The organism is Vibrio astriarenae (genome assembly GCF_010587385.1).
In the GTDB taxonomy this organism is placed as follows: domain Bacteria; phylum Pseudomonadota; class Gammaproteobacteria; order Enterobacterales; family Vibrionaceae; genus Vibrio; species Vibrio astriarenae.
The window spans coordinates 2,945,834-2,971,024 of sequence record NZ_CP047475.1; the positions used below are offsets into that span (position 1 = coordinate 2,945,834).

At 46.2% G+C, this 25,191-nt stretch carries 24 protein-coding genes; 8 read left to right on the forward strand and 16 right to left on the reverse strand.

What is annotated here, in order from left to right; genetic code table 11:
• The first annotated feature begins 38 nt into the window (after positions 1–38).
• The gene (locus GT360_RS13655) at positions 39–758 is read left to right on the forward strand and encodes a 3-deoxy-D-manno-octulosonic acid kinase (RefSeq protein WP_164649669.1); all 720 of its coding nucleotides are present in this window, start codon (positions 39–41) and stop codon (positions 756–758) included.
• On the opposite strand, the gene GT360_RS13660 is transcribed toward GT360_RS13655, so the two are convergent.
• The 5 genes from GT360_RS13660 to GT360_RS13680 form a co-directional block, all read right to left on the reverse strand.
• A complete protein-coding gene (locus GT360_RS13660; RefSeq protein ID WP_164649378.1) occupies positions 720–1,931 on the reverse strand; it encodes an O-antigen ligase family protein in 1,212 nt (403 codons plus the stop codon). The genes GT360_RS13655 and GT360_RS13660 overlap by 39 nt on opposite strands.
• Positions 1,928–3,193: a lipid IV(A) 3-deoxy-D-manno-octulosonic acid transferase gene (waaA, locus tag GT360_RS13665; protein WP_164649379.1), complete on the reverse strand. Its 1,266-nt coding sequence runs from the start codon at positions 3,191–3,193 to the stop codon at positions 1,928–1,930. The genes GT360_RS13660 and waaA overlap by 4 nt, the downstream gene beginning before the upstream one ends.
• A 5-nt stretch (positions 3,194–3,198) precedes the next feature.
• Positions 3,199–4,254, reverse strand: coding sequence for a lipopolysaccharide heptosyltransferase II (gene waaF, locus GT360_RS13670; protein WP_164649380.1), 1,056 nt, complete (start codon positions 4,252–4,254; stop codon positions 3,199–3,201).
• 2 nt (positions 4,255–4,256) lie between these two features.
• Positions 4,257–5,180: a glycosyl transferase family 90 gene (locus GT360_RS13675; RefSeq protein WP_420825428.1), complete on the reverse strand. Its 924-nt coding sequence runs from the start codon at positions 5,178–5,180 to the stop codon at positions 4,257–4,259.
• A 105-nt stretch (positions 5,181–5,285) separates the two neighbouring features.
• Entirely contained in the window at positions 5,286–6,278 is a 993-nt protein-coding gene (locus GT360_RS13680) for a glycosyltransferase family 9 protein (RefSeq protein ID WP_164649381.1), read from the reverse strand.
• Positions 6,279–6,462: 184 nt separating this feature from the next.
• Between GT360_RS13680 and GT360_RS13685 the strand changes: the two genes are divergently transcribed.
• Both GT360_RS13685 and GT360_RS13690 read left to right on the forward strand, forming a co-directional pair.
• Complete coding sequence (locus GT360_RS13685; RefSeq protein ID WP_239502562.1) at positions 6,463–7,554, forward strand: glycosyltransferase family 4 protein; 1,092 nt, start codon at positions 6,463–6,465, stop codon at positions 7,552–7,554.
• A gap of 124 nt (positions 7,555–7,678) precedes the next feature.
• Positions 7,679–8,449 (forward strand): glycosyltransferase family 25 protein, encoded by a 771-nt coding sequence (locus GT360_RS13690; RefSeq protein ID WP_164649382.1) that lies wholly within the window; start codon positions 7,679–7,681, stop codon positions 8,447–8,449.
• A gap of 16 nt (positions 8,450–8,465) precedes the next feature.
• Here GT360_RS13690 and mutM read toward each other — a convergent pair whose 3' ends face one another.
• From mutM to rpmB, 4 genes are all read right to left on the reverse strand, one after another.
• Positions 8,466–9,281, reverse strand: coding sequence for a bifunctional DNA-formamidopyrimidine glycosylase/DNA-(apurinic or apyrimidinic site) lyase (gene mutM, locus GT360_RS13695; RefSeq protein ID WP_164649383.1), 816 nt, complete (start codon positions 9,279–9,281; stop codon positions 8,466–8,468).
• 155 nt (positions 9,282–9,436) lie between these two features.
• A complete protein-coding gene (locus tag GT360_RS13700) occupies positions 9,437–9,946 on the reverse strand; it encodes a hypothetical protein (RefSeq protein ID WP_164649384.1) in 510 nt (169 codons plus the stop codon).
• Positions 9,947–10,327: 381 nt separating this feature from the next.
• Positions 10,328–10,495, reverse strand: a complete 168-nt coding sequence (rpmG, locus tag GT360_RS13705) for a 50S ribosomal protein L33 (protein ID WP_002535344.1) — start codon at positions 10,493–10,495, stop codon at positions 10,328–10,330.
• A gap of 13 nt (positions 10,496–10,508) precedes the next feature.
• Positions 10,509–10,745, reverse strand: a complete 237-nt coding sequence (rpmB, locus tag GT360_RS13710; protein WP_004728407.1) for a 50S ribosomal protein L28 — start codon at positions 10,743–10,745, stop codon at positions 10,509–10,511.
• 422 nt (positions 10,746–11,167) lie between these two features.
• Here rpmB and recG point away from each other — a divergent pair, with 422 nt between their 5' ends.
• Complete coding sequence (recG, locus tag GT360_RS13715) at positions 11,168–13,246, forward strand: ATP-dependent DNA helicase RecG (protein WP_164649385.1); 2,079 nt, start codon at positions 11,168–11,170, stop codon at positions 13,244–13,246.
• A gap of 53 nt (positions 13,247–13,299) precedes the next feature.
• Here the strand turns inward: recG and envZ are convergent, their stop codons facing one another.
• The 4 genes from envZ to GT360_RS13735 form a co-directional block, all read right to left on the reverse strand.
• Positions 13,300–14,604 (reverse strand): two-component system sensor histidine kinase EnvZ, encoded by a 1,305-nt coding sequence (gene envZ, locus GT360_RS13720; RefSeq protein ID WP_164649386.1) that lies wholly within the window; start codon positions 14,602–14,604, stop codon positions 13,300–13,302.
• 84 nt (positions 14,605–14,688) lie between these two features.
• A complete protein-coding gene (gene ompR, locus GT360_RS13725) occupies positions 14,689–15,408 on the reverse strand; it encodes an osmolarity response regulator transcription factor OmpR (protein WP_164649387.1) in 720 nt (239 codons plus the stop codon).
• 151 nt (positions 15,409–15,559) lie between these two features.
• Positions 15,560–16,048 carry a transcription elongation factor GreB gene (gene greB / locus GT360_RS13730; protein ID WP_164649388.1) on the reverse strand — a complete coding sequence of 163 codons (489 nt, stop codon included), beginning with the start codon at positions 16,046–16,048 and terminating at the stop codon, positions 15,560–15,562.
• Between the two features lie 59 nt (positions 16,049–16,107).
• Positions 16,108–18,006 (reverse strand): putative ATP-dependent zinc protease, encoded by a 1,899-nt coding sequence (locus GT360_RS13735; RefSeq protein ID WP_164649389.1) that lies wholly within the window; start codon positions 18,004–18,006, stop codon positions 16,108–16,110.
• Between the two features lie 252 nt (positions 18,007–18,258).
• Here GT360_RS13735 and GT360_RS13740 point away from each other — a divergent pair, with 252 nt between their 5' ends.
• Entirely contained in the window at positions 18,259–20,592 is a 2,334-nt protein-coding gene (locus GT360_RS13740; protein WP_164649390.1) for a Tex family protein, read from the forward strand.
• A gap of 203 nt (positions 20,593–20,795) precedes the next feature.
• Here GT360_RS13740 and GT360_RS13745 read toward each other — a convergent pair whose 3' ends face one another.
• Positions 20,796–21,257 (reverse strand): ATP-dependent Lon protease, encoded by a 462-nt coding sequence (locus GT360_RS13745; protein ID WP_164649391.1) that lies wholly within the window; start codon positions 21,255–21,257, stop codon positions 20,796–20,798.
• A 129-nt stretch (positions 21,258–21,386) separates the two neighbouring features.
• On the reverse strand, positions 21,387–22,151 hold the full coding sequence (bioH, locus tag GT360_RS13750) for a pimeloyl-ACP methyl ester esterase BioH (protein WP_164649392.1): 765 nt from the start codon (positions 22,149–22,151) through the stop codon (positions 21,387–21,389).
• A gap of 362 nt (positions 22,152–22,513) precedes the next feature.
• Here bioH and GT360_RS21920 point away from each other — a divergent pair, with 362 nt between their 5' ends.
• Positions 22,514–22,966: a ComF family protein gene (locus GT360_RS21920; RefSeq protein ID WP_239502563.1), complete on the forward strand. Its 453-nt coding sequence runs from the start codon at positions 22,514–22,516 to the stop codon at positions 22,964–22,966.
• A 93-nt stretch (positions 22,967–23,059) separates the two neighbouring features.
• On the forward strand, positions 23,060–23,647 hold the full coding sequence (gene nfuA, locus GT360_RS13760) for a Fe-S biogenesis protein NfuA (protein WP_164649394.1): 588 nt from the start codon (positions 23,060–23,062) through the stop codon (positions 23,645–23,647).
• Between the two features lie 60 nt (positions 23,648–23,707).
• Here the strand turns inward: nfuA and GT360_RS13765 are convergent, their stop codons facing one another.
• Complete coding sequence (locus tag GT360_RS13765) at positions 23,708–24,415, reverse strand: SDR family oxidoreductase (protein WP_164649395.1); 708 nt, start codon at positions 24,413–24,415, stop codon at positions 23,708–23,710.
• A gap of 191 nt (positions 24,416–24,606) precedes the next feature.
• On the opposite strand from GT360_RS13765, the gene nudE reads away from it, so the two are divergent.
• Positions 24,607–25,158: an ADP compounds hydrolase NudE gene (gene nudE / locus GT360_RS13770; RefSeq protein ID WP_164649396.1), complete on the forward strand. Its 552-nt coding sequence runs from the start codon at positions 24,607–24,609 to the stop codon at positions 25,156–25,158.
• Positions 25,159–25,191 lie beyond the last annotated feature (33 nt).

Genomic DNA, 25,191 nt, shown 5'->3' on the forward strand with positions numbered 1-25,191 from the left:
CTAGTATGCCACAAACCCTTTCTGCTACTCAAAAAATCATGCTGAAATACAAACAAGTCAACAACACTCATTACTGGTATAACCCAGACCTTCTCACCGAAGAGGTTGAGTGTGCCTTTGATATGAACTTTTGGAAAAACCAAGAGGCGGTTGTCGGCTCAGCTCAGGGAAGAGGTACAACTTGGTTTGTTCGAGGTTTAGCAGGAGAGTTTGCGATTCGTCACTATCGACGAGGTGGCCTTTTTGGCAAGTTGGTTAGAGACAGTTACTTAAACCTGGGTTTGAAACGGACCAGAAGCTATCAAGAACTAGAGATTCTTCAACGCCTTTCAGATGCGGGAGTGAATGTCCCTTCTCCGGTTGCCGCAAAGGTCACTCAAGGTTTAATCACATACACCGCAGATATCATTACTGGCAGAATTTCAGGCGCGAAGGACCTCTATACCCTGTTAGGTAAGCCAATAGAAACTGAAGTGGACTTTTACGCCATTGGCGAGCAGATCAGAAAGATGCATGATGTCGGGGTAAACCACACGGATCTCAACATCCACAATATCTTAATTGATGCATCGAGAGCGGTATGGATTATTGATTTTGACAAATGCTATTTTCATTCAGGTGATCATTGGAAGAAGAGTAATATGGACCGTCTATTTCGCTCTTTCAAAAAAGAAGCTGAAAAAGGGGCTATCCAATATCACTCTTCTCAAATAGATGCCTTACTGGCTGGATACCGCGCCCCTACGCAGGGTGAGTAGAATAAAGAGAGATATGATGGCGTAGTATGTCGATGTACTAGAGCCAAACAGTGGCGCTTGTGTTGCTCCAATGCAAACAAAGGCCCCAACAAAAACGGTGATGAGTAACAGTACATCACCATTGTTTTCACGCAGCTTGTACGCACAGTAGATCGGAGCAAGATATAACAGACTCACTAGTATGAAACCAATGATTCCTTTCTTGGCTAGCGCATTCACGTATTCATTGTGTAGTGAGTGTTTACCATCTTCGAGGTAAGGGAAAAATATCACCCCCTCATCATACAGCTTGTTATTGAACTCTTTACGCTTCTCATAGCCCATACCAAACAAAGGTGCTTCAATGAACGTATGGTAGCCACTTTTTAACATTTCAATACGCGCATTAGTTGATGTAGTAGTATCAAGATTTATGTTTTCAACATCTCTTTCAATTCGCTCAAACATTGTAGTGGTAGGAAAAAATACAATGGAAGCAACGATCACAATAGAACTTGCTAAATAGACTTTAGGTCGTTGAGACTTTTCTAACTGCAGCACGCTCAAGGCAACTATCAGTGCCAAAATGGGCAATGATACCAGCAATACTTTCGAGCCCGATAGAAATGAGGTGATGAAAAATAGTATTGAACACATTGCGGCGTATATAGCCCATTTAGTTTGCCCTCGCCCTAAATATGAACGGATAGCACAAGCACACACCAACATTCCAATAATCGAATAGTAGGCAACGGCTAAAACATAGACATGCTTTCCAAAAAGCTCTGTAAAGTAACGGTCCGTTCCCAGATACAAGTGGCAATAGATCGGGAAAAGGATAAAAGAGACGATTGAAGCTGCCATAAAAGACTTATAAAACCAGTCAAGGCTTACGCGAAACTGACTAAGACCCATCGCCATAATAGCAACCAAAAGGTAACGACTAGGTGTATCAAGAGCAGCCATCCTCCCCCCATCGATAATGACATGAGGTATTGATAAAGGAATCGTCAGCAAGAATGCATAGATCAAAGGTTTGAAGGCATTGTTTTGGAATGCATCCCTAGTCATCCGCGTTAAAGAAACCAAGAAGATCAGGACTGCATTAATGACCAGAAATTTATGCCCCATAAAAGCGGTTGTGGGAAGAGCAAAAAACAACCACTTAAGAGAGGTGTCTAATCTATGTATCATTGAAGGTATCTCGTTATATAAGCTTTTGTCTTGTCTATTGAACTTGCTTTACTGTCAATATAGGCAGCCCAATTTGGGGTAAGCGTTTGAACAGTCGGCGCGAGCAATTGGGTGACAATTGTATCACTAAGGTTATCTTCTGAGACTACAGTCAGTGCATTTAATTCAATCAAATCTTCTGCTATTTCCTGAAAGTTATAGTAACTCGGTCCAGTCAAGCATGGTTTAGAAGCGGCTAATGGCTCGATGTAATTATGTCCTCCGACTTTGTCTCCAATAAAGCTCCCTCCCATCAATACCAAGTCTGCGGCGAACATGAAAGTAAACATCTCCCCAATCGTGTCAGCTAGGTAGACATCAAGGTCGAGTTCGTTTTCCTGTTGAGTTCTGCGAACATACTTTAGATTATTGCTACTGATTAAGGCGGCGACATCGTCAAATCGCTCAGGATGACGAGGGACTAATATCAGCAAAAGTTCGGGTATGGATTGCCTCGCCTGCATAAAAGCCTTGAGTACAATCTCATCTTCTCCTTGGTGTGTACTTGCAGCGACTAAGACCTTTCTATCTTCACCTAAAAGCCTCTTCAGTTCGGCGCCATTTCGCTGAGCATGTTCAGGGACTCTTACATCATATTTTAAGTTGCCAGTAGACAGCGCTTTGTCAGTGGCTATACCCAATTTCTCAAAGCGATGTTTATCACGCTCCCCAACGGTTAATACGAGATCAATTTGCTTGAGAAGGGGGCGAATAAGAGGCTGAATTTTTTGGTAGTTGTTCAATGATTTCTCAGATAGCCGTCCATTGACTAACACAATAGGTACTTTCGCTCGAGCGACAGCGTTGATTGTATTTGGCCACAGTTCCGTTTCAATAATCAACAATACTTGTGGGTCAACCACCTTAAGAAAGTTTTTCACACACCAACTAAAATCAATCGGCATATACCTATGCTCGATACCCTCAATTTTTTGAGCCTGCTCAGCCCCCGTGCTCGTCGTTGTGGTAACGAGCACCAACTTCTCTGGGTATTTTTTTACGAGATCAGCAATCAACCTCTTCGCTGCTAACACTTCACCCACTGATACCGCATGAATCCAAATAACAGGGCGCTTCGAACCAAACAGCTGAGGAGTAAAGCCAAAATGCTCAACCCAACGTTGATTAAAACTAGGTTTGTTAGACCGCTTTCGGTACAAACCCCAAAGTAGAACAGGGCTCAGCAAAAAGAGAACTAAGGTATATAGCCAGCGAGCAAGCATGGGTGTTATGAGCCTCGAACAATCAGGTCAAAGTTATTAATGGCATCAATGACACGAGTAGGAGGCAACTCATTTAAACAGTTCAAGTGTTTTTTCGGACACGTTCTTTGGAAGCATGGTCGACATTCAATATCCGTATTCAACACTGCAAGTTTACTCGTGAGTGGAGGCGTATATTTAGGTGAGCTTGAACCATAAATGGCAACAACATTACAACCTACCGCAGCTGCCACATGCATGAGCCCAGAATCGTTACTAATGACCGTTTTACACATGCCAATCAAATCAATGGCTTCGAGTAAACTCGTTTCACCAGCTAAGTCTCGCACAGACGACTCGTTCTCCGGATTAATCAGTTCAACAATCTTACTTGTGACTTCTTTGTCTTTCGCAGAGCCAAACAGAGCGACTTGATAACCCTTTTCTATCATCTGATTAGCTACCACAGCAAAGTGTTGCTCGGGCCATCGTTTCGCCGGGCCAAACTCTGCGCCAGGACATAAGCCAATGATAGGGCGAGTGACGTCAAGATTAAACTTTTCTGACAGCGCTTGTTGAGCACTCTGTGAGAGAGTTAGCTCAGGAAAGGGCAAATCCTCCAACTCACCTAAACATCCCGTTCCTGTCATTAGATGCTTGGGGTGAGCCAGTGAGACATAACGCTCAAGCATATACTGAAAAGACTTTTTGTTGGTTCGAATATCGTTAAGCAAACCAAAGCGCATTTCGCCTTTCCAGCCCACTCTTTTGGGAACTTTAGCAAACCACGGGATTAACGCCGACTTGGCTGAGTTGGGAAGAGTAAAGGCCAAGTCATACTGCGCTTTTCTCAAGCCAACACCTAATTGATACCGTGTTTTTATATCAAATTGACCATGACCTAATGGCATTTCAATCGCTGAATTAACTTCCGGCATTCGCTCTAAAATCGCTTTACACCAGCCAGGAGCCAAAACATCAATTTTTGCATCTGGGTATTGCTTAACAAGCTCTTTGTATAAGCCTTGTGACATAACCATGTCGCCAACCCAAGAGGGTCCTATAACAAGTATTTTCTTCATAACTATCGTGTTAGTTGCCCAGAGAGGCTAAAGTAGGTTTCAAGTGTTTTGATGCTAACCAGCTCCTCTAGGTCTTCATCTCTAAAGGGCTTGAGATAGTCATGCGCATTGCTGACTATTTTTCTTGCCTCATCGGGGTTAGATATATAAAAGCTAAGTTTCTCTTCGAGATCAGACCAATCATCTTTAACCTCAATATAGTGAATGCCTGGCACTAGAGTGCCCTCCATAAACCAAGTCTCAAACTTCATTTTAGGAGAAACTACAACAGAGTTAGACGACATCGCCCATTTTAGATTTGAGGCAACATCATTGCCCTCTAAGCAGATGATAAATTTGTAGTCTAGTTGCTCTTCAACCGACATAAATGGTTTTTTCCACTCTGGGTGGCTGTCTGATTGATTTGACTGACCTGCGTCAACGAGAGGGTGGTCGAACATTTGCTCCATAAAACGGATACGATGAGGCTGGGTTACCGCCCCTCTGAAAACCGCCAAGTCCTTTTTGTCCGCGAAATCTTTTTTATCTTCCACAAATCTAAAGTGACGGTACGTGACCAGTTTCATGATGATAGAGTTTTCATTGTCACCATCGATTGGTCTTGCCTTAAAAATAGTGGGATAAGGCTCGATGTGTGTTTCATCACCAAAGTGATAAAGAAAACGAAAAGTGTCCGGAAAAAAGCGCATAACCGACATCAAATCGATAACATATTGGCTCTGCCCTTTGTGATTAAACCGGCCTATCGATACAGCTTCGTTAGGTAACCTGAAAGAGCGATCTAGCTTGATGTAGTAGCCGACTCTTTGCTTTATGTAATCTTGCTGCGATACATACTTCTTTTCTAGACCGCGCCTACGCAAGTTTAGGAGAGCCTTGGGGGTCATACGGCGTTTGAAGTAGTTGAAATAGTATTTTAATTTCACAGAGTCAAAATCTCGAATTCAAGTTGGTGAAATTATATCACTTTTAAGATAAAAGATGACCAGAAAGCCAAAACTTCTGCAGCCACCTCATACACATATCGGATATTACAGGCTTTGTTTAGCAAGGTAAGTGGTCGCAATGTCAGTCACCTGCTCTGGCACGATAGCGTTTATGTTTTTTTTGTCTTCGGCGGGAAATACACACCATGACGCATCATGAGCGAGGTACCATTCCGTCAAGACATGGTAAGGAGAGCGCCAACCATTTTTTATCTCTTGCCAACCCCAGACCATAATCATGGGTGCTTTCAACATCTGAAAAATATGACAAGGGCCGCAGTCGTTGGATAACACCAAAGAGGCTTTCGACGCCAAAGCAATCAGGTCCGTAATATTTGGTGACTGAGCAATATAAACATTGTCATACCCAGCAAGCTGTTTCTCAATAACTTGCTGTTTTTCTGCTTCATCAGGGCCTAAAACAAAAGTAAATGCATATTGTCCTTGCCCATTAAACTGCTTATCGAGTTCAGAGACAACTTCACAGTAGTTTTCAATATCCCAAACTTTAAAGGCACCAGCACCACCGCCAGGCAACACTACAACGTTATTTGGCTTCATCTCGGTCAGCGAGCCGTACTTCTCGATAATGGTCGTATCGTACTGTTTTTGAGAAACCTGATTCACCAATTCAAGGTTGTTCAAGGCGATGTACTGCTTACCTTTTTGCGTGAAAATATGGTGATCATAGTTACCAAATCGATGCACCCACTTAGAGTTGCTGAAGCCATACTTTTTCTTGGCATTTGAAAGCATGACAACACAGTGTATTCGCTCTGAGCCCGAATAAACGTTATACACCTGCTCAAACTTCTTTGAGTTTACGTGACTTAATAGTGCTCGGGTGCTCCATGAAGAGTAGTTCACAACGTGATCAGCAACACCACACGAAGCCAGAAGTGAGCTATTATCGGTTTTACTGTAAAGAGTGATTTCTGCAGACGGGTACTCTTCTCTCAAAGCACATAGCATCGGTAATTGTGTCGTAATGTTCCCAAATTGGTCTCTATGAGGGACGAATACTGCAATATTTTTCACGATAAACTCTATCCAACAAGCGGCTATGACATATTGCTTCGTATTGTACCAAAATTGTGTCACTATACTGAGCTAGATGGTATTCGAAACCAAAAACTTCACTTTCGAGCACTTTTTGCCAAGCATTACATCTATAAAAGTCTGCAAAAGAAAAATGGAAACTTTTGAAACGAAAGTAAGTAGGATGGCTAAACAACTAAAATCTATGCATATCTGTCACGTAAACCTAGCCACTCATTTCAACGGTGGTGAAAACCAAACTTATGAGCTCATAAAGCACCAAATAGGGCTAGGTTATGACATAACCGTCGTTGTTAAAGCAAATAGCAAACTCCATAAAAAAATCTCAACTCTAAGCTGTAGTGTTATCCCAGTTAGGCATTTTGTATTTGGGCATCTAACTAAAAAAGCGTCTTCATTTGATGTCGTCCATATACATGAGGGCAAAGCCACTTATTGGGGTTTGATTAACCACTATTTGTACAAAACTCCATATGTCATCACACGTCGCATTGATAACGTAATCAGCCAGAAGTGGATTACAAAACATGCCTATTCGAAGGCGTCAGCAACTGTCGGCCTGAGCAATACCATTGTTAACCGTTTGCTAGAGTGTAATCCTGAGCAAAACGTGCTCAAAATCCCTAGCTCTCCTGTTAGCTACCCTGTTTCAGACACAAATGTCTCGCAGATAAAAGAGAGGTTTGGCAACAAGTTCATCATTATACAAGCTGCGAATATGCTTAAGCATAAAGGTTTTGACTTAACCATAGAGGCTGCTAAAAAATTAGCCACATCTCATCCTAGTATTCATTTTTGCTTGTTGGGTGATGGTAAAGACATGCCTTTCTTCCAATCTCTCGCGGTTGGGCTAAACAATGTGACATTTGTAGGAAAACAAGAAAATATGGGGGACTGGTTTAAAGCTGCAAACCTTCAAGTCCACCCATCCTATAATGAGGGGCTAGGCTCTGTCATTTTAGAGGGTATGAAGGCAGGACTTGTCGTTATCGGTAGCAACTCTGGCGGTATTCCCGATATTATCCAGCACAAGCACAACGGACTTCTATCTCAGCCTGGCTGTTCGCAAAGCTTATGCGAGAGCATTGCTTATCTACATGATAATCCAGATTTAGTTCATTCGATGGCCAAAGCCAGCTCCAAAACCATTGAGAAGTTTTCTTTAACTGTGGCATCCAAGATGTACGAGAAGTTGTACTTTCAAGTTATGGAGCAAACTGATCGTAAAGCGCTCTCAGAAAACTCCAGTAATTAGACTTTGCATTTATATATTGTACTGATGTATTGACTAAATTGTATTAAACCAAGATATGCAACCTAGACATATCTAATTCCACTCTGTACTCTTCCCCAACTCTTTATCATCTTTTTTATCAATTATGAAAGCTTACTGTATAACCTTAAAAGGTTGTGGTGACAGGCAGCAGCACATCACTCAAGTAATGAGTCAAACCTCTCTAGAGTTAGAGTTTTTCTATGGTGTCGATGCTAGAACCACGCAACATCCTCTTTTAGATAATTACAACAAAAGAAAATACTCTTACCGTATGGGACGCGAGGCGGCAATAGGTGAACTTGGTTGCTATGCAAGTCATTATCTCATTTGGCAAAAGTGTATCGAAGAAAATGAACCGATATTAGTTTTGGAAGATGACCTAAATATCGACGTAGAAGCTTTTGAAAGATCGGTTGAAATAACAAAAGAGCATATCAATGAGTGTGGATACATTCGACTCGAAAATACGGGGCGAAAAATTCTCTCTTATGCAACCCACAACTACGATAACCAAGACTTAGTCAAGTTTCTCAAAGTTCCTCAATGCACGACTGCCTATGCAATCTCTCCCAAAGCGGCAAAAGCATTTTTGGAAAGCAGTGACGAGTTCTTATATCCTGTCGATGTATTTTTGAGAAATGTTTGGGTTCACAAACAACCCATGTTTGGTATCTGGCAAGCAGGTCTATGGGGAGGAAACAAACCTTCATTAATCGGCGATAGGAAAAGAAAAGGGAAAAAAGACTACACGGTCGCGACGATGCGATTGCTCAACAAGGCCAAAAGTATGCTACTCAACTTAAGCCAAAACATTCGTCATCTGTTTACCCTGCGTTCTACACATGCTCCAACTCGATTTGTTCGCGGCGAGTAGTTAACTCTCCCCTTTATTAGTCTTTTTGACACTCTCTGCAATAAAACGTATTCCTCTGCCCAATTTTCTGCTCTTGAATTTCTTCGGCGCAAATTGGGCAGGGTTCTCCCGCTTTACCATACACTTGTAACTCCTGCACAAAATACCCTGGCTTGCCATCGGGTTGAGCAAAGTCATTGAGTGTGGTTCCACCCTGCCTAATCGCTGTCTCAAGCGTGGCTTTAATTTCAGCCACCAGCAACAACCACTCTTTCTTGGTCACTTTATTTGCCGGGCGTAATGGGCTGATTTTCGCTTTAAACAAAGACTCATTGGCGTAGATGTTCCCTACTCCCACAACGACTTTGTTGTCCATAATGAACTGCTTCACAGCTACTCGCTTGTTCTTGGCTTTTTCGATGATGTAATCAGCGTTAAATTCATCTGTCAGCGGCTCTGGGCCGATATTTTCCAGCACCTGATGTGATTGCCCTTTTTCACACCATAGCCACGCTCCGAAGCGTCTTGGGTCGTTGTAGCGGAGGATTTTTCCGTTCTCTAGCTGCAGATCGACGTGATCATGCTTAGCGGCAGGAAAGTCAGCGTCGAGGACTCTTAGCGAGCCAGACATGCCTAGATGGACGATTGCGCTGCCGACGTTGCTTTCAATCAACAGGTATTTGGCTCGTCTAGAGATTTTCGTGATGACCTGCCCTTCCATTTTTTTTAGCTCTTGCTGTGGGATGTCCCAGCGTAGTTTGGGGGCTCGGAAGGTGAGTTTTGCGATGGTTTGGCCTTGCAGGTGTGGTGTGATGCCTAGGCGGCTGACTTCGACTTCGGGTAGTTCGGGCATGGGGTTGTGCTCGCTTTGGGTAGATCCTGAAACGAGTTCAGGATGACATTCTTTTGTTCAGGATGACGGTCTTTTGTTTTGGATGACAAGCTTTTGCTCTGGTATCAGGCTTTAGTTCAGGGCTGCTGATTTTTAGTTGCAGCGACGAACTTTACTTATGGAATCAAGTAGTCAACTTCGAATGAAATTGCGATCCACTGTTGTTGCCAGTTTTGGAAAACCCAGAACTCGTCTCCTCGATAAAAGGTGATTCGGTGTGGTTCTTCTACGCCTTGGTACCAGATTTCGATCGTCTCTGGGGATCCTAGATTTGATCGTATGGCATCGAAGATATCATTTTCAAGCAATGTGCCTTCTAAAGATTGCCACCGTGTAATGAGCTCAGGAATAGGTACATCTTGAGTGTTCAGGTTTGATGTCCATTGGCCATTCTCCCACTTTAACTCAGCTCCATTGAAGTATAGGGCCTCAACAGCATGGTTGGGGTCTAGGAGCCTTGGAAGTTGGCTTTTGTTGCCAGTTGAGACCGATTCAGTCTGCTCTGGCTCACCAATAAGGTAGGTTTGAATTAGCTTAGGGGCGTTCATCAATACCATAAACGAAATGATGCCGAGGATTAGAATGTTGTTCCAACGACGTTGGCGCTGGGTTGACTGGTTCCGCATACTCTCACCCTGAATAAGCTTTTGATGTTTATTACTTTACGGGATCTTTGGGAAAGGTGAAAGGGGCAAGGGGCAAGGGACAAGGGACAAGGGACAAGGGACAAGGGACAAGGGACAAGGGACAAGGGACAAGGGACAAGGGACAAGGGACAAGGGACAAGGGACAAGGGACAAGGGACAAGGGACAAGGGACAAGGGACAAGGGATTTTATCGGCCTTCGAGTAGTTCGCAACATTTTGGTGTAGGTAAATTAAAATATAACGCGCATTTACCTTTAACCTTGAAGCGAAGCGCCCTTTCTTCTTGTACCTTTTCTTTAGGCAATAAAAAACCCGACTAAAAAGCCGGGTTTTTAACACAATCTGCAAAGAGGCAATCAATTACTTGATTTTAGCTTCTTTGTACATAACGTGTTGGCGAACTACTGGATCAAACTTTTTGATCTCAAATTTGCCTGGCATGTTACGCTTGTTTTTGTCAGTTGTGTAGAAGTGACCAGTACCTGCAGAAGATACTAGACGGATTTTCTCACGAATGCCTTTAGCCATTGCTTAATTCCTCTTAAACGTTTTCGCCGCGAGCACGGATATCAACAAGAACAGCATCGATGCCTTTCTTATCAATAATACGCATGCCTTTAGCAGTTAGACGTAGTTTAACAAAACGTTTTTCGCTCTCTACCCAGAAACGATGAGTTTGTAGGTTCGGCAGAAAACGACGCTTAGTAGCATTTCGTGCGTGTGAACGGTTGTTACCCGTTACTGGACGCTTACCAGTTACTTGGCATACTCGGGACATGAATGTCTTCTCCAAATCGTTTCAGCTCGATATCAACCTTGGTGGCCGAACCTCTCTATTTCAATAAAGCAGAATCTAGAGGTAAAAACCGTTATGGAAAATCCATACAAGGCTATCAAAGGTCGCGCATTATACTAACTTGACTAGCATTGCTCAAGACCCGAACAGATCCTTTTTGCGGATTTTCGTGATCTTTTTTTGAGCAGAGCTGAAATTAGGTTAAAAATTGTCGGAGGATTGTAGCAGATTTCTCCCTTTGAACAACTAAAATCGTCAATTAGTTTTAAGTGACTGAAATGCACGCAAATCCATATCGAATAAGGCTTTTTGTGAAACGCTTCATTCATCTAGTAAGAGTTAAAACTGTACAAATACACAGCTAGATGATTAACTAACTTCAATTCCAATAAAATTTTATTGCTATGTCACAACTATTGTCTGCGATTCCACTGACTTCATTAACCGGTGTTGGCGCAAAAGTCGCCGAGAAACTGACAAAAATTGGTCTCAACAATGTTCAAGACTTGTTGTTCCACCTTCCTCTGCGCTACGAAGATCGTACGCGTATCTATCCCATGGCGCGCGTTCACCCTGGGTTGTGGGGATGTGTTAAAGGACAAGTGATGGCAACCGATACGATTTTTGGCCGTCGTAAGATGCTGACGGTAAAAATCAGTGACGGCAATGGCACGGTGACACTGCGATTCTTTAACTTCACTGCAGGTATGAAAAACAACTTTGTTCAGGGTAAAACCGTCATGGCCTACGGTGAGTTTAAGCGTGGCAATATGGGGCTGGAGATCGTTCACCCTGAATATAAGCTGCATTCAACCGAGCGCACTGAGAAGCTGGAAGAGACGCTGACGCCGGTTTATCCGACCACAGAAGGGCTAAGGCAGATCACGCTGCGTAACTTGACTGACCAAGCATTGAAGCTATTGGAAGGCAGTGCAGTGCAAGAGCTGCTACCAAGCGGCCTATATGACCACCAGATTACCCTTTCACAGGCTCTGCACACCATTCATCGCCCACCACCAAACCTGAATATGGAAGAGTTTGATGAAGGTAAGCACCCAGCGCAGCTGCGTTTGATCCTTGAAGAGCTAATGGCGCAGAACTTATCGATGCTGGCAGTACGCACACAAGGGCATCGTGATGCAGCGATAGCCCTTCCAACCTCCAACAAGCTAAAGCAACAACTGCTCGATTTACTGCCATTTAGTCCAACCGGGGCGCAACAACGCGTGGTGAACGAGATCGAAGAAGATCTTGTTCAGCCCCACCCTATGATGCGTTTGGTTCAAGGGGATGTAGGTTCGGGTAAAACCCTTGTTGCGGCGCTTGCTGCGGTTCGGGCAATTGAGCATGGTTATCAAGTCGCCCTCATGGCGCCCACTGAACTACTTGCCGAGCAGCATGCCGCTAACTTCGCTGTTTGGTTCGATTCTATGGGCATATCGGTAGGCTGGCTTGCCGGAAAGCTTAAAGGCAAGGCTCGAGAGAAAGAGCTAGCGCGTATTGCTTCTGGGGAAGCGCAAATGGTGGTCGGCACACACGCTCTGTTTCAAGAACAGGTTGAGTTCAAAAAGCTGGCGCTCGTGATTATTGATGAACAGCACCGTTTTGGTGTCCACCAGCGCCTTGAGCTGCGCGCTAAAGGTGAGCAGCAAGGGGTTTTCCCACATCAATTGATAATGACGGCTACGCCGATTCCAAGGACACTGGCGATGACGGCTTATGCGGATTTAGATACGTCTGTGATTGATGAGCTGCCACCGGGACGTACGCCTATCCAGACCGTTGCGATTCCTGATACCAAGCGTGATGACATTATCGAGCGTGTAAAGAATGCTTGTCTCAATGAAGGTAAACAGGCGTATTGGGTGTGTACGCTAATCGATGAGTCTGAAGTCTTAGAGGCACAAGCAGCAGAAGAGATCGCGCAAGAGCTTGGGCGTAAGATACCGGATGTCAAAATTGGCTTGGTGCACGGTCGAATGAAGTCCGCAGAAAAACAGGCTGTGATGCAAGACTTCAAAGACAACAAGCTTCATTTATTGGTAGCGACGACGGTTATCGAAGTCGGTGTTGATGTGCCAAACTCGAGCTTGATGATTATCGAGAACCCTGAGCGCCTTGGCCTTGCCCAACTTCACCAGCTGCGTGGTCGCGTTGGCCGTGGCTCTGTAGCCAGCCACTGTGTGCTGCTCTACCACTCTCCCCTATCGAAGACGGCGCAAAAGCGCCTATCGGTATTGAGAGAAAGTAATGATGGGTTTGTGATTGCTCAGCGTGATTTAGAGATCCGTGGTCCGGGTGAGCTACTTGGTACTAAGCAAACGGGTTTAGCGGATTTTAAGATTGCCGACCTGGTGCGAGACCAGCGTTTGATTCCAGAAGTGCAGAAGCTTGCTCGGCATGTGCATGACCACTACCCAGACAACGCTAAAGCGATTATTGAACGATGGCTTGGCGAACGAGACCATTACGCTAAGGCATAAAGACAAAGAGGAAATCACAAACGACTTTCCTCTTTTAACTTTTAACTAGAACCCTACTTCTTCGTGGTAGGAAAACTGATCTGTGCCTTCAATCCACCTTCACTACGATTATTAATCACAATCGCGCCGTGGTGCTGACTCACAATGCGCTTAACAATGGCAAGCCCTAATCCTGTCCCTTCACTACCGCGAGCGGTATCGCCTCGAGTAAACGGTTCAAACAGCTTACTGATCTGATCCTCTGCTATGCCAGGGCCATTATCTTCCACGGTTACCCAAACCAGTTTTCTATCGGCTGTCATGCCCGTCGAGATTCGTATCCAACCATTGCCGTAGCGAGTGGCATTCATCACCAAATTACCCACTGCGCGCTTAATCGCAATCGCGCTGCCTTTGGCGTCACACAGGTCGTCTGACAAAATCGCCTCGATATTGACCTCAGGGCCATACTCTGCAGAGGCGACCTCTTCGGCGATACCATTGATGTCCACTTTCACGAACTGGTCAGCCTGTACAGGCTTCAGATAATCCATAAACTGACCGATAATCTCATTACACTCTTCGGTATCGCTAATAATACCCTCAGCAAGATAGCTGTCTTCTGGCGACATCATCTCAGTGGCAAGACGAATACGGGTGAGCGGAGTGCGGATATCGTGACTGATACCCGCCATCAATAACGCTCTGTCTTCCTCAAGGGCTTGTATGCCGCGTGACATTTGGTTAAATGCTTGCGTTACTGAACGAATCTCGGTTGAGCCTTGCTCTGGCAGTGGTTGTGGGATTTCACCATTACCCACTTTAATCGCGGCCTTTTCCAGTGCGAGTAGTGGTCGATTTTGCAGACGAATGAATAGCCAACCACCCAGCACTAGAACCAACGCCATAATCACACTGTTATAAAACAGCGGTGAAAAATCCTCTTCTTGCAGTTCGGTCAAAGGGATACGGATCACCGAATCAGGCAGCGCATCCAGGCTCATCCACAACACATAGCTATCATCACCCAAACTCAAACGCACTTCTGTTTGTTGGCCAAGCTCTTGGCTCATATCCTCACTCATGAGGTCAATGCTCATCGCTTGATGGTACTTCTGTCCGTAATCACTGTCTCTAGCGTGGAGAGTCACTCCTAGCTCGCGCAATACGCGGCGACGCACCGGCCTTTCAAGCTCTTCATCGATTGCCTGGCCGTTATCCATCATTAACTGAATTTCATAGCTTAGGAGTTTATTGAACTGACCTAAGCTCGGTAGCAAGGCATAGTTAAACACCGCGTAGTAAGAGTAGATTTGACTGGCGATCAAGATGGTCAGAAACAGAATGATGGATTGAGTTATCGAGCTTCGAACACGCATATTGTTCCTTTATAGTGAGTGCAAGCTGGCGTTGCGGCATTAAAAAGGCGCTCTATAGAGCGCCTTAATTCTATTTATGTAAGCTTATACTGCTTTACCGTCTGGTACAAAGACGTAGCCCAAGCCCCATACCGTTTGAATATAGCGTGGCTTGCTTGGGTCAACCTCTAGCATGCGGCGTAGACGAGATATCTGTACGTCAATCGAACGCTCCATCGCCGAGTATTCACGGCCGCGTGCCATGTTCATTAGCTTGTCGCGCGACATGGGCTCACGAGCGTTGGTGACGAGTGCTTTCAGCACAGCAAACTCACCTGACGTCAGTGGCATTGACTCTTCACCGCGGAACATTTCACGTGTCCCTAGGTTTAAACGGAACTCACCGAACTCTACCACAGATTCTGCGGAGCTTGGCGCACCCGGCGCTTCTACATTCTGACGACGTAGCACGGCTTTAATACGAGCGAGCAGTTCACGTGGGTTGAATGGCTTCGGTAGGTAGTCATCTGCGCCCACTTCTAGGCCAACGATACGATCGACTTCATCGCCCTTCGCGGTCAGCATCAGAATTGGCAGCATGTTGTTGGCGTTGCGCAGACGGCGACAGATAGATAGGCCATCTTCACCAGGCAGCATCAAGTCCAACACCATTAGGTTAAAGCTTTCGCGAGTTAAAAGACGGTCCATCTGCTCACTATTTGCGACACTGCGCACTTGGAAACCTTGCTCCGTAAGGTAACGCTCAAGTAGAGCACGTAAACGTGCATCATCATCGACCACTAAGATCTTAAAGTTTTCTTGCATGAAACCGTCCTATTAATAACAGGCTATTGCCACCGTTTATTCGCTATTTGCCCTAAGTTGGCGGCGTTGGTACAGAATATTAGGCAAAATGTAACATTTTTTTCTGCACCAAGGTTGAGATAATTGTTAATGAGTATTTCTTGAGCAAAGCCTAATTAAGTGACTCTTTTTCATACTCAATCGAATTGATGAACCACTCTTTATCCCCTTCGGGAGTTCTGACGACAAACTCATCATCGACTTCTTTTTTCAGCAGCGCTCGTGCCATAGGCGAATCGATAGAGATGTAGCCCTTTGAGTCTCCGTAGATTTCTTCAGGGCCGACAATACGAAAGCGCTTTACGTCACCAGCTTCATTCTCGATTTCTACCCAAGCACCAAAGAACACCTTGCCCTCTTGCTGAGGTGAATAATCCACAATCGTGACATCGGGTAGAAACTTACGTAGGAAGCGGACACGACGGTCAATCTGGCGCAGTAAACGCTTATTAAAGGTGTAGTCGGCATTTTCACTACGATCGCCTAAACTCGCAGCCCATGTCACGATCTTGGTCACTTCTGGGCGTCGCTCATTCCATAGGTAATCGTGTTCTTGTTTTAGTTTGTTGTAGCCCTCGCGGGTGATCAGTTTGGTTTTCACTTGGTTATGTTCTTCGTATTCATTAGCCCCTCTCCCTTACGAAGGAAAGGGGTATTTCGCTATTCCGGTTTGGTCGTGTAGATGTATTGCTCATCACTGCTAACCACAGCACCATACTTCAAGAAGTTTTTACCTAGAATCATGCTGTATTCAAAGCGTGAGCGGTCTTGCAGGTTCACACGCACTTTCTTCTCAACATCGCCTAGCTTAATGTTCATCATCACAACTGGGCGCACGTTGGTCTCTTCGCCTTTTTTCGCTTTGATGCGCATGACATCCACCACTTCTAGTGTGAACTCTTGTTCTTGACCTGAGCGGTTACTGTAGTCGAAGGTGACCATCGAGGTGCCATCACGCTCGAACTGCTGAATGTCGGTGGCACTGATTGAAGTAATGTCAGCCCCTGTATCGAGTTTCACAGGGAAAGTTAGGCCTTCAACCGTCGCTTGCTCAATATATCCGGCTTTAAATAGCGGGTAGCTATCGAGGATGTGGTCAGTACGTGTATCCACCAGCACTTGCGCTTTCACTAAGGTTTGACCTAGAACGAAGTACGGGTTTTCTTCGTTTTCAGACAGTCGAGTTATAGCAATTTCACGATCATCTGTGACTTTGCCTAGCGTCAGTTCAGAGTCGATGATTGGGCGAACTTCATCACCCACTCGCACTTTACGCTCAACAGGTTTGGTGACACTCACCGGCTCGCCTCGCTGATCAATCAGGCTGTAAGTCACAAACTCTTTCTTGCCTTTCTTAGTGAGGCGATAGTCTGGCACTTTCAACAGTGAAGTCTGGACAACAAACGAAGGCTCTGCGTCCATCGGAATGCCATCTACGCTGATCTCTTCAACAGGAGAAACCACCAACGCACCGTCACTCACAGCCTCTTGATAAGTTTGACCTTCCCCGTTTAGCCACTGTTTCTTGTCAGTATCAATCACGAACCACTGATTAAGGATTTCATGGCCAAGGCGTAACAGCGATGAGTTGTCTGAACGATCATCCGGATAAGCCAACACCATTTTGGTGCCTAGCGGGCCAAAATCAACCGGCAGATAGACCAAAGGGCGTTCATTGCCTGAAATATTAGCCAGACGCACCACGGGCAGTGTCATCTCCTGTGCCTTATCGTTATCACCGTGCAGTGTAAAGCTCACTTGCAGCTCATCCTCGTCAAGCTGCACATCGGTGGCATGGAAAATGGTGTAACGGTTGGCGAGCGATAGACTGGTGGTGTGGGGTAAGCCTTCGATATCGAGGACCTCTTTTTTACCAATCAGCTGAGACTCAGATTTTGATTGCAGGAAATCGTAGCCAGTAAATACCCATGCGTGTTCACGCAGGAAGGTTTTACCGATCAAAATCGGCGATGAGAAGTGTGCTCTGTCAGTGAGATTGACCTCTGTCATTACGGTCTCGCCGGCGATGGTCATCGGGATTCTCACCACTGGGCGGTAAATCGGTTTTTCACTGGTGCGACTGCGCACAACGCTAGGACGAGCCAAAGGAAGTTCGACATCGATTTTTTCACCCGTGTATGGGTGTGGAATAACAAAAGTGACAAAACCCGCCACTTCTTCAGCGACATCGCCGTAACTGTCTAGCCACCAGTTGCTTTTTGGGCCGCCATACTCAGCCACCATTTTTTCTAAAAAGGCTTCATCACGCAGGCCTTCATATTTTGGATTGGTGCTATAGACATGCACATCGATAGCGTGCATCGAAGTGGTATCCGCTCCGGTGTCAATCTTACCGGTGAAAGCTACACCTTCAAGCTCAGGAATGTCACTGTAATACACATTCTCAATACCGCCCAACACCGGGCGATCGTCAAGCATAAACAGTGGGTGTTGCGTCGTCGCATCCAAACGCTCGTGCGTCTCTGCGATAACAGGAGTTGCGACAGTGCTAAGCGCCACCGAAAGGCTAGCGATGAGTGTGAGTAGTTTTTTTCTCATTCTTTAGTTCCGTGAGTTAAAGACCGGCAAACGCGAGCCAACCTGTATGACCGCAAAAGGTGTTCGATTTTCCCAAATCTGATGCGATACATCATGTTAATTTGATGAGTTATATAAAGTTTTGACACATTTCTTACCAAAGTAAATGTTGGTTGAGAAATAATTCTTAGAATCTATGAGCATATCACTATTGCAAAAGTTCCCCTGCACCCTTATATCCTGACATTAAGCACAAATAACGAGGCCACTGGAATGAGCCAAACAATAAGCCAACTGATCGCACAAGAGCTAAACGTCCGTGTTGATCAAGTAACGGCAGCCGTCACTTTGATTGATGATGGTAACACCGTCCCATTTATCGCCCGCTACCGTAAAGAAGTGACCGGTGGTCTTGATGATACTCAACTGCGTAACCTTGATAGCCGCCTGAGCTACCTGCGAGAGCTAGAAGATCGCCGTGCTACCATTTTGAAATCGATTCAAGACCAGGGCAAACTGACGCCTGAACTAGAGAAATCGATTAATGAGGCCGACAGTAAAACACGCCTTGAAGATCTCTACCTACCCTACAAGCCAAAGCGTCGCACCAAAGGTCAAATCGCGATTGAAGCGGGCTTAGAGCCGCTAGCGGATAAGCTATGGCACCACCCAGAAACCGAGCCTGAGAATGAAGCGGGTCTGTACATTGATGCCGAGAAAGGCATTGCAGATACCAAAGCCGCACTTGATGGTGCGCGCGCGATCATTATGGAGCGTATTGCTGAAGACGCGGATTTATTAGAGAAGGTGCGTAATCACCTAAACCGAAATGCTCACCTAGAGGCTCGAGTGGTTGCAGGGCAAGAGCAAGCGGGTGAGAAGTTTAAAGACTACTTTGAGCACTCTGAAGCCATCAGCAAAGTGCCTTCACACCGCGCACTCGCCATGCTGCGTGGTCGCAACGAAGGTATGCTGACCATTGGCATGAACGCAGACCCTGAGCAAGAAGAGGGCGTGCGTCAGTCTTACTGCGAGACGATTATTGCCGATCACTACGGCATCACGCTGAGCAGCGCACCTGCTGATACTTGGCGTAAACAAGTGATTAGCTGGGCATGGCGCATCAAGGTGTCGATGCACATGGAAACTGAGCTGATGGGTGCGATGAAAGAGCGCGCCGAGATTGAAGCGATTGAGGTGTTTGCCACCAACCTGAAAGATCTATTGATGGCCGCCCCGGCTGGCCCTCGCGCGACACTAGGTTTAGACCCTGGCCTGCGTACCGGCTCTAAGATCGCTATCGTTGACTCGACAGGTAAGGTGTTGGCAACAGAAACCATCTACCCTCACCCGCCACAAAATCAATATGACAAGTCTGCACAAATTGTCGATCAGCTGGTGCGAAAATATAACGTGGATTTGATTGCGATTGGTAATGGTACGGCTTCGCGTGAAACTGATAGCTTTGTGGCTGATTTGATTAAACGTGGCAACCTCAAGGTTCAGAAAATCATGGTGAGTGAAGCTGGTGCATCGGTTTACTCGGCTTCTGAACTGGCAGCGAAAGAGTTCCCGAATATGGATGTGTCACTCCGTGGCGCGGTATCCATTGCTCGTCGCCTGCAAGACCCTCTGGCAGAGCTGGTGAAGATTGACCCGAAATCGATCGGTGTGGGCCAATATCAGCATGATGTTAGCCAGTCTATGCTCGCCAAACGACTCGACGCCGTGGTTGAAGACTGTGTGAACGCGGTGGGCGTTGATGTGAATACGGCCTCTGCAGCGCTATTAACTCGCGTTGCGGGTTTAACCACCACCATTGCGCAAAACATTGTCGACTTCCGTGATGAAAATGGTCGCTTTGATGCACGTACTGCGTTAAAGAAAGTGCCACGCTTGGGTCCAAAGGCGTTTGAGCAGTGTGCGGGTTTCCTACGCATCATGGACGGTAAGAATCCTCTTGATGGTTCATCGGTTCACCCAGAGGCTTACCCTGTGGTTAAGGCGATCGCGGAAAAGAACAGCAAAGACATCAAGGCGCTGATTGGCGATTCAGTGTTCTTAAAAGGGCTGCATGCGGTGGATTACACCGATGATAACTTCGGTGTTCCAACCGTTACTGACATCATCAAAGAGCTCGACAAACCGGGTCGTGACCCGCGCCCTGAGTTCAAAACCGCCACCTTTGCTGAAGGTGTGAATGAGGTGAAAGACCTTGAGCCTGGGATGATTTTGGAGGGTGTGGTATCGAACGTGGCCAACTTTGGTGCGTTTGTCGATATTGGTGTTCACCAAGATGGTTTGGTACACATCTCTGCGTTGACTGACCGTTTCGTCTCTGACCCACGTGAAGTGGTGAAAGCGGGCGATATCGTTAAGGTCAAAGTGATGGAGGTGGATATCCAGCGTAAGCGTATTGGTCTGTCTATGCGTCTGAAGGATGAGCCAGGCCAGGATAACCGCCCACAACGCAGCTCAGCACCTCGTGGTCAGCAGCCTGCAAGAGGTCGAGATAATCAACGAGGTGGTCAACGCCTTCGTGATGATGCGGGTAACAGTGCGATGGGTGGTGCATTTGCTGCGGCGTTTGCTAAGGCAAAGAAATAACCCGTTCACCTAAGGCTTAAAGCAACGTCATGCTGAACTTGTTCCAGCATCTAGCTGACGCCATCGGCTATGTCTCGAGTTGCGAGTAGACCCTGAAACGAGTTCAGGGTGACGGTGTGTTAAGGGCAAGCAATACATTTAGCATGGCGAGACAAAAAGGGTCAGAGATAGATACTATCTCTGACCCTTTCTCATAATTAGCCTTACAAAACCGCAATCACATCGGAAGGAGGATGCGGAGCGACAGAGTGGCCGTAGTGATATCGAATCACTGTGCGGCGTCTTGCCATCTGACCTTCTTGTATTGCGGCTTCAATGATGTGCTTGGGTAGCCTAAAACGTATGGTATATCCCTTACCTTGATCTTCGCTGTAGCTGTTAAGCGCAATTAAGCTGAACAGTCGGTCGAGCTCATTTTGAGGAGAGGCCTCGTCTTGCTCCTCTTCCGGTTCGAGATCGTAATCTGGGTGCTCCGCTGGATCCCAGGCTGACTGACGCTGTCGCTTATCATCTTCTTTGATTTTTCTCTCGGCATTGGACTTAGCCAACTCTACCGCAGGCTTCACAGGCTCTGTTGTTCGATTTTCTCTTGCAACCTGCTCCGTTTGCACGTTCACTGACGGGGCTATTAAAGGCATGCTGACATTGTTTGGTGAAACAATCATCGAGTCCTCCTCATCCGCCATGACACCCGCATTGCACAACACTTCTTCAATAAAAAGGGCTGCTTGCGAGCAACTAACGCTAGGTTAGTGATCTGTTATCGACCACAAGCCTCCATTACTTAAACAAAATTAACCAATAAATGTAACAAGTTGCTTATTGAACTCTTCTGACTCGGTAATAAATGGCGCGTGTGCAGATTGAGTGAAGATGAATTGCGAACTGCTCGGCAGAAGCGACTGCATATCCGCAGCCACCTTGACCGGTACCAAACCATCTAATCGGCCGTAAAGCCGCAACACTGGTAGTGTCAATTCTGAAACGGCCTCGCGCAGATCAATATTTGCCAGAAAGCTCAAACCCAGCTGCAGGGCATTTTCGTTAGGGCTAGGACGCGACAGCACCGCTTGTTTAATGGTTTTGACATCTTGCCTTGCTGACGGGCTACCCATCGCTTGAAGCGCCATAAAGCGCTCTATCGTGGTATCAAAGTCTTGCGTGAGTTGTTCGGTAAATGCGGAGAGTACTTGAGGCTTAATCCCTCGCCATGGCAGATCCGCGGCAAACTTGGGGGAACTCGCAACCGTCACCAATTTTTGAACTCGCTCTGGGTGCGAGAGTGCCACTTGGCTGGCGACCAAGCCCCCCAAAGACCAGCCTATCCAGGTAGCTTGCTTTGGAGCTTGCTCAATCAATAGCGAAACAATGCTGTGCATATCAGTGGCTTCAACATCGGCTGAATGACCATACCCGGGAAGATCGACAACATGTACAGTAAAGTGCTGTGCTAGCTGCTGCGCCGTCGCCTCCCATACCGCACCATTCATTCCCCAACCATGCAATAAAATCACATCCGGTCCCTGGCCTTGTGTCTGCCAATGTAATCTTGTGCTCATACTCGCAAAGTCTCCTGCTTGCCCTATCTTCTGACTCTCACTAGGACAAAATCTCAATATTCTTAATCAAGGTGAATCACATCATGTTATCGGATTGGTGGCAAAAAAACATCGCTCGGCTCACTGACCCGAGCTGTTGCCTGTGTAGGATGAATATTGAAGCCGAACAGCTTACATCTTCTCATCACGCCTTTTGGTGTACAAGTTGCGGTAAAGACCTGATTCAGCTTCATCGCTGTCGCCGCTGTGGATTGCCGACTCAGGAGAAGAATGCTGAGCATTGTGGTGCGTGCTTAGCCGCCCCTCCACCGTGGCATCGGCTTTATTGTCTGAGCGGGTATCAACCACCACTGAGTGATCTCGTGACTCAACTGAAACATCAAAGACAGTTCTGGCATGCAAGGCCGCTGGCTCTCGAACTTGCGGCAGTGATTGAAAAGCCCGCTCCTATTATTACCTGTGTGCCAATGCACTGGAGTCGTAGGTTATGGCGCGGTTTTAATCAAAGTGAACACTTGGCGTATTTCTTAGCAAATAGACTTGGCAGTGAGTTTGAACCTAACTTACTGCGTCGGAATAGGCGCACCAAACCACAGCAGGGCTTGAACGCCAGGCAGCGTCAGAGCAACCTAAAGACTGCTTTCGCTATCAATCACCTTTCCTCTCACAAGCATGTCGCGATTGTTGATGATGTGGTTACTACAGGGGCGACTATCGAGCAACTGTGCAAATTACTGCTTGATGTTGGCGTGGAAACCATTGATATTTATTGTGTCTGTCGCACTACCCTGAACGACACCAACCCTAGTGTTTAAACTGAAAAACAGTGGCTAAATAAAATACTAGACCTAATCGTTATCAGGAGTAGAATACAAAAAATAGTTTACAAAAATAGTCAGGTATTAGCCGTGTCACATCCGATTACGATTACTGAATCAGCTCAAGAACACTTTGCCAAGCTATTGGCTCAACAACCCGAAGGCACCAACATCCGTGTTTTCGTGGTAAACCCAGGAACACAAAGCGCTGAGTGTGGCGTATCATACTGCCCACCAGAAGCGGTTGAAGCTACCGACACGGAATTTGCTTACGAACCTTTTTCTGCATACGTAGATGAACTTAGCCTACCCTTCCTAGAAGATGCTGAGATCGACTACGTGACGGATAAAATGGGCGCTCAACTGACCCTAAAAGCACCTAACGCAAAAATGCGTAAAGTGTCTGACGATGCGCCACTGATCGAGCGCGTTGAGTACGTGATTCAAACACAAGTGAACCCGCAACTGGCAGGTCACGGCGGTCACGTAAATCTTGTAGAGATCACTGACGAAGGTGTGGCTATCGTCGCTTTCGGCGGCGGTTGTAATGGCTGCTCAATGGTTGATGTGACGTTGAAAGAAGGCATCGAGAAGCAGCTTATCCAAGAGTTTGCTGGTGAGCTAACGGGCGTGAAAGACGCCACTGAGCACCAAGCGGGTGAGCACTCTTACTACTAAGCCTTGCGCCAACTAAACGATACTAAACACCTCAATACAGCCCTGTATTGAGGTGTTTTATTATGGGTAGTTTTTCTCAACTAATGGGCGAATGGTAAGTTCATCAACCACTGCCTGTGCGGGTTGGCTTGCCATATAAAGAACCGCATCAGCAACTTGCTCTGCGCTCAAGTACCGCGGCCTTTCAGCCTCTCTAAATGGTGTATCAACGCCTCCTGGGTATATCGCGCAAACCTTAATCCCATTCTCCCTAACTTCTTTTCTAAACACCTTCGTTAGCGCGTCAAAGCTTGCTTTCGATGCGGTATATGCGCCGATTCCCTCGTTAGAAAAGTGGCAAACGGTGGATAGGACATTAATGATCATCCCTTCGTTTCGCGGCTTCATGGAACGATTATAAATCTCCTGCATGAAAACAAATGGCGATACAGTGTTAAGTGCGAGTAGCTCATTTAAGGTATCAACGGGTAACGCTTCGACTTTATGTCTTGAGGTATTCGCACCCGCGCAATTGACCAGCACATCGACTTGTCCCAGTTCCAGTAGTGCGCCGATGATAAAGTCTTTGGTCATGTCACTGTCTGTGGCATCAAACGCGCGATAATACATATTGCCGGAATGTTCAGGCAACTCTTCAAGCAAGTGTTTTAGCTTTTGTTCCGAGCGCCCACAAAACGCAACATTCGCGCCGAGTGCAGCTAAACGCATGACGATTTCTCTGCCTATTCCGGAAGTTGCTCCCGTCACCATAACGGTCTTTTGATTCATACTTTGCTGCCCGTTCTCTGTATTCCAGATAGATAACCTCTAATCTAACCTAACTCGGTAGGACGAAATGTGAGCAACACTGAAAAATGTAAACGTTACCACTAAGATCTGACTCTTTTATTCCTCTCGTGTTTTCACCTATAGTAAGGCTATCTACACCTCATGGCCTCACGCCTCAAAGGGAGCTTGCTTTGAAAAAACGTTCTTTACCTAACATCCTTGAAACGAGAGTGGTGGCGCAATCGCGTCTGTTTACGATTGAGTCGCAAGATCTTGAGTTCAGTAATGGTGAAAAGCGTACCTATGAGCGCATGAAACCAAGTGGACGAAATGCGGTCATGATGGTTCCGATTAGCGACTCTGGCGATATCCTCCTAGTGCGTGAATACGCGGCTGGAACGGAGCGCTATGAGCTTGGGTTTCCCAAAGGCTTGATTGATTTAGGTGAAACACCAGAGCAAGCGGCGAATCGTGAACTCAAAGAAGAGATTGGGTTTGGGGCCAACAGCCTTATCCCACTCAAAGAGGTGGTACTCGCGCCTTCCTATTTTTCCAGTAAGATGACGCTGTTCGTGGTGCAAGATCTCTACCCTGAAACATTGGAAGGTGATGAGCCAGAACCACTCGAGATCGTTCGCTGGCCACTAGCACAAGCGGAAGAGTTACTGACTCACTTAGATTTCTGTGAAGCACGCAGTATTACCGCCCTGCTGCTTGCGCTACGCTTTTTAAATAGCCAGTAGTCATCATTTAATTGGACTCTGTTGAAAGGATTT